Genomic DNA, 4,470 nt, shown 5'->3' on the forward strand with positions numbered 1-4,470 from the left:
CGCGGCCCTGTGCGGCTGCACCGCGCCGGAGCGGGGCGTCGAGGACGAGGCCGACGGCGCGTTTCACCGGAAGGCCCGCTCATAGGCGTCCAGGCGGGCGGCGCGGGCGGCCTCGGCCCGTTCGCGGGCGCGCTGTTCCTCCAGCCGGGCCTCGGCGTCCCGCGTCAGGGCCAGGCCTTGCAGCCGGACCTGTTCGTTCTGGATCAAGGCCTGTTCGGCGGCCAGCCGCGCCTCCAGGTCCATCACCGCACGGGCGTTGGGGGCGGTGTCCAGGGCGCGCCTGAGCGTTTCCAGACCTTCCAGCCTCTGGTCGGCGGCCTCGCCGATCGCCTCGCCGACGGCGAGGTCGCGGGCGCCGCGCGCTCCGGCCCGTTCGAGGCTGTCGCGATACCAGGCCTCGGCGGCCGGCAAATCGCCGGACGGCGCCGTATAGAGCCGGTGTTCGGCGCGGATCGCGTCGGCGCGTTCGGCCAGCCGTCCCAGGGCCGACAGGTCGCCGTCGGCGGCGGCGCGCAGGGCCGCCAGGTCTGGCAGGGGATTGCGGACCTCGGGCAGGCCGAGCGCGCCGGCCAGCGCATTGACGTCGGAGAGGTCGTTGAGGCTGTCGAACAGCTGACGGCCCTGTTCGACCTGGGCCTGAAGGGCTTGGAGCTGCTGCAGGGCCGTGCGGGCCTCCTCGACCATCTTGGCGTAGGACGTGGGATCGTGAACGATCTGCTGGGCCCGGGCCCCCGGCGCGGCGGCGAGGACGAGGACCAGGGCGGCGGCCGGGGCCGCGAGCAGGGAGCGGGTTTTCACAGGAGTCTCCTCTGGGCGTGGAAGGGATCGCGCCATTGCGCGTAGGCGTCGCCGGTCTCGCCGCGCAGGCGGTCGAGCAGGGCGACGGTCTCGGTGCGGCCCGACAGGATGGCGAGGGCGTCGTCCAGCCCGGCCAGGTCCAGTTCGACGACCACGCTGTCGTGGCCCTGTTTGACGAGAAAGCGGCCCGATCCGGGCACGAGAACCTCGCGCACTTGCCGGAACTCCTCCCCGGTCAGGCCGAAGCCCTCGACATAGTCGCGCGCCTGGCCGTGCGGATTGGGCAGAAAGATCTTGGTCGCGCACTGTTCGAGGATGGCGTGGGCGATCGGCGAGCGCAGGGCGTCGGCCGGGGACTGGGTCCCGAACACCATGAAGGCGTTCTGCTTGCGCCAGGTCTTGAGCCCGTCCTGGGCCAGGTCGGTGAAGGCCGGGTCGCCCAGCACCTTCCAGAACTCGTCGATGTCCAGAACCAGCCGGCGCCCGTCGACGCGTTCGGCGATGCGGTGAAACAGATAGAGGATGGCCGGGGTGCGGACCTCGTCGTGATCCAGCAACTGGGTGATGTCGAAGCCCGCGAAGCGCGCGTCCAGGGTCAGGGCGTCCTCGTCATTGTCGAGCACCCAGCCCAGAGGTCCGCCGCGCTGCCAGCGTTCGAGCCGGGCCCCGACGCCGCCGGCGTCGCCCTGGCCGAGCAGGCTGCGCAGGGCGGCGATCGAGCGGCGTTCGCGCGGCAGGGCCTCCAGCGCCGCAACGCCCTGGTCTATCGCGCGCGCCTCGGCCACGCCGAGGGTCTCGTCCGGCCGCGCGACGAGGGCGCGCACCAGCCGTACCAGAAAGGCGCGATTGGCGGGCGACGGAGCCAGGGCCTTGAAGGGGGCGAAGCCGGTCGGATCGCCGTTGCGCAGCGCCAGATAGGTCCCGCCGCAGGCGCGCACGAACAGTTCGGCGCCGCGGTCCTTGTCGATGAACAGCTGCCGGGCGTCGAACCGTTCGAGCTGGGCCAGCATGAAGTTCTGCACCACGGTCTTGCCGGAGCCGGACGGGCCGCAGATGAAGGTGTGGCCGAGATCGCCGACGTGGAAGTTGAAGTGGAAGGGCGAGCCGGCGGTGGTGCGCAGGGTCGCCACCGCCTCGCCCCAGTGGTTGCCGCGCGCCTTGCCGACCGGATGGGCGTGGAAGGGCGCAAGCGCCGCGAAATTGCGCGAGGTGATGGCCGCGGGCCGGGTTCGGCGCGCGAAATTGCCGGGGAACTGGGCCCAGAAGGCCGCCTCCAGACCGAGGTCCTCGCGCGCCACGACCAGGCCGGAGTCCGCCAGGACGGCCCGGGCGCGCGACAGATGATCGGCCAGGGCCGACGGGGTGTCGCCGTGCACCAGCACCGAGGCGTGGTGTTCGCCCATGACGAACCGGTTGCTGACCAGGTCGTCGAGCGCCTCCGACAGGCCGACGATCTGGGAGGCGGCGCGGTCGCGCGCCGAGACCATCTGGTTCTGTTTGCGCTCCATCACGGCGCGGGAGGAGGCCTTGGACAGGAAGGCGAAGGACTGGCTGGCGACGAAGTCGAACCGGGCGCTGAGCAGGGCGTCCCACAGGCCAGGGCGGGTCGTCGCCGGATATTCCTTGATGGCCAGGACGCCGGCGTAACGGGCGTCCGACACGTCGCGCAGTTCCAGAGTCTCACGGCCGAAGATGGCGCGGACGGTGTAGATCGCCGACCCGAGATGGCCGTGGACGAGGGGGACGGCGGAGCGGCGGCCGCTCAACACCAGCCGCATCACCTCCAGCGGTTCGGAGAACCACAGGCCCGACCGTTCGGACAGGCCCAGCCGCCGCGGGGCGTAACGGCCGAGGTACTGGACCAGATCGCGCCCGGCCTCCTCGAGACGGCGGATGTGGTCGTGCAGCGCCTCGGTCCCGTCCCGGCGGGCCGATTTCAGCCGCTTCAGCAGGGCGGCGGCCCGGTCCCCGGCGTCCCGGCCCGGATGCAGGACGAGGGTGACGAACAGTTCGTTGACCCGCAGCGGCCGCTCGGCGATCCGCGCGTCATAGGCCGCGCCCAGTTCGGCGGCGAAGGTCGAGCGATAGCCGCTGGATGGCAGGGGCGCGGCCTCGCGCCGGACCACATGGTGCCAGACCGCGAGACGTTCATCGGCGAGGTTGCGCCAGGCCTGGTTGAGCTTGACGTGCCAGTCGTTGAGATCGCGGGCGTCGGCGGTCTCGAAGCTGGCCCCGTCGATCTGGAACACCATCATCAGGGCGCCGCTGTCGAGCGCGACGACGTGGTCGCTGACGTGGCGGGCATAGGGCAGGTTCGGGCGCACCTCGCCCTCGCGCCGCAGCCGCGTGACGGAGACACCGCCCTCAGCCACGGGTCAGCTCCACCGGACGATAGCGCCTCGCCAGGGGGAGGGGCGAGGCCGAGCTGCCGCCCCACAGGGCGCCGTTGCGCGCGCGGCCCTTCGTGTCGACATGGACGAGCAGCAGCCGGAAGGCGTTGTGGTCGGCCCGGCAGATGGCGCGGAACACCAGGTGCACGGCGGGGGCGACCAGCAGATAGAGCAGGCTGCCGCCGACCAGGAAGACGATGCCCGAGACGATGAGGTTGACGCCCATCGCCTCCATCGGCACCCCCATGACCATGGCCGGACGGGTGCAGGCCAGAAAAAGCGGATCCTCGATCAGCTTCTCCTCAATCAGGCGGGCCTCAGCCATGTGGCCCTCCCGGCGCGAGGCGGGCGGCGACGAAGCCGAGCAACAGTCCGGTCAGCAGGCCGGCGACGATGCGGGCGAAGCGGCCGGGGGAGATCAGCCGCAGGCCCAGCATCAGTCCGGGTCCGAGGACGGCCGCGCCGGCGGTGACCAGCCAGGGGACGAACGGCTCCATCAGGCGCCGCCCGTGATCAGGTTGACGATCTCGGCGGCGCCGAAGACGACGACGATGCCCAGCACCACGATGGCCGCCCGGCGCAGGTCGAACAGGCCGAACATCCACAGGATGCCGACGACGACCACGGCGAGCACCGCCAGCAGGCGCGCGGTGTTGCCCGTCAGCATGTCGACGACGTTCTGCAGCAGGCCCTCGACATTGGCCGAGGCGAAGGCCGGCTGGACCAAGATCAGGGTGGCGGCGGCGGCGATGGCGCCGGTGGCGCAGACGCGGCGCGCGCGGGCGGGGCGAGGGGTCATCTCGGGTCTCTCCAGCTGGGTTCGGATGGCGCGAAGGCGAGGGTCGCGCTGAAGCGGGCGCGACCGAACACGTCCCAGGCCGGCGTCTCCGGCGTCCGGGAGGAGGCGCTGGGCGTCGCAGGCAGAACGACGACCGGCGCTTCGGCGGCGGCGGTGTCCGAGGCGGGTGCGGGCGGGGCCAGCGACAGGGCGACGGCGGCGCGCTCGACGCGCGCGACATAGCCATTGCGGACGCCACGCTCGGGATGTCCGGTGTTGTAGCGCGACAGGGCGACCCGCAGCGCCGCCTGGCGGTCGCCGTCCCGAGCGGGCCGGTAGCCGGCGCGCAGCACGACGCCGGCGGCGGACAGGTTGCGGCAGGGATCGAACGCCGCCTCGACCGACAGGCCGAGCCACGCCAGGTTGGCGCTGTTGATCTGGGCCAGGCCGAGGTCGAGGTTGGCGCCCCGCGCCAGCAGCCCGCGGGCGATCCGGGCGGCGTCG

At 72.4% G+C, this 4,470-nt stretch carries 6 protein-coding genes; all 6 read right to left on the reverse strand.

Annotated features, from left to right (window positions below):
* Window positions 1–63: 63 nt before the first annotated feature.
* Entirely contained in the window at window positions 64–798 is a 735-nt protein-coding gene (locus RDU12_RS12905) for a type IV secretion system protein (protein ID WP_292029762.1), read from the reverse strand.
* On the reverse strand, window positions 795–3,170 hold the full coding sequence (locus RDU12_RS12910) for a VirB4 family type IV secretion/conjugal transfer ATPase (RefSeq protein ID WP_308684988.1): 2,376 nt from the start codon (window positions 3,168–3,170) through the stop codon (window positions 795–797). Before RDU12_RS12910 ends, RDU12_RS12905 begins: the two co-directional genes overlap by 4 nt.
* Window positions 3,163–3,513: a type IV secretion system protein VirB3 gene (locus tag RDU12_RS12915; RefSeq protein ID WP_300292718.1), complete on the reverse strand. Its 351-nt coding sequence runs from the start codon at window positions 3,511–3,513 to the stop codon at window positions 3,163–3,165. The genes RDU12_RS12910 and RDU12_RS12915 overlap by 8 nt, the downstream gene beginning before the upstream one ends.
* Complete coding sequence (locus RDU12_RS12920) at window positions 3,506–3,685, reverse strand: hypothetical protein (RefSeq protein WP_300292720.1); 180 nt, start codon at window positions 3,683–3,685, stop codon at window positions 3,506–3,508. Before RDU12_RS12920 ends, RDU12_RS12915 begins: the two co-directional genes overlap by 8 nt.
* On the reverse strand, window positions 3,685–3,987 hold the full coding sequence (locus tag RDU12_RS12925; RefSeq protein WP_292029749.1) for a TrbC/VirB2 family protein: 303 nt from the start codon (window positions 3,985–3,987) through the stop codon (window positions 3,685–3,687). Before RDU12_RS12925 ends, RDU12_RS12920 begins: the two co-directional genes overlap by 1 nt.
* A partial coding sequence (locus tag RDU12_RS12930; RefSeq protein ID WP_308684992.1) for a transglycosylase SLT domain-containing protein occupies window positions 3,984–4,470 on the reverse strand: 487 nt, incomplete at its 5' end. The genes RDU12_RS12930 and RDU12_RS12925, both read right to left, overlap by 4 nt.

The sequence above is a fragment of the Brevundimonas sp. genome, assembly GCF_031082345.1.
Taxonomy (GTDB): domain Bacteria; phylum Pseudomonadota; class Alphaproteobacteria; order Caulobacterales; family Caulobacteraceae; genus Brevundimonas.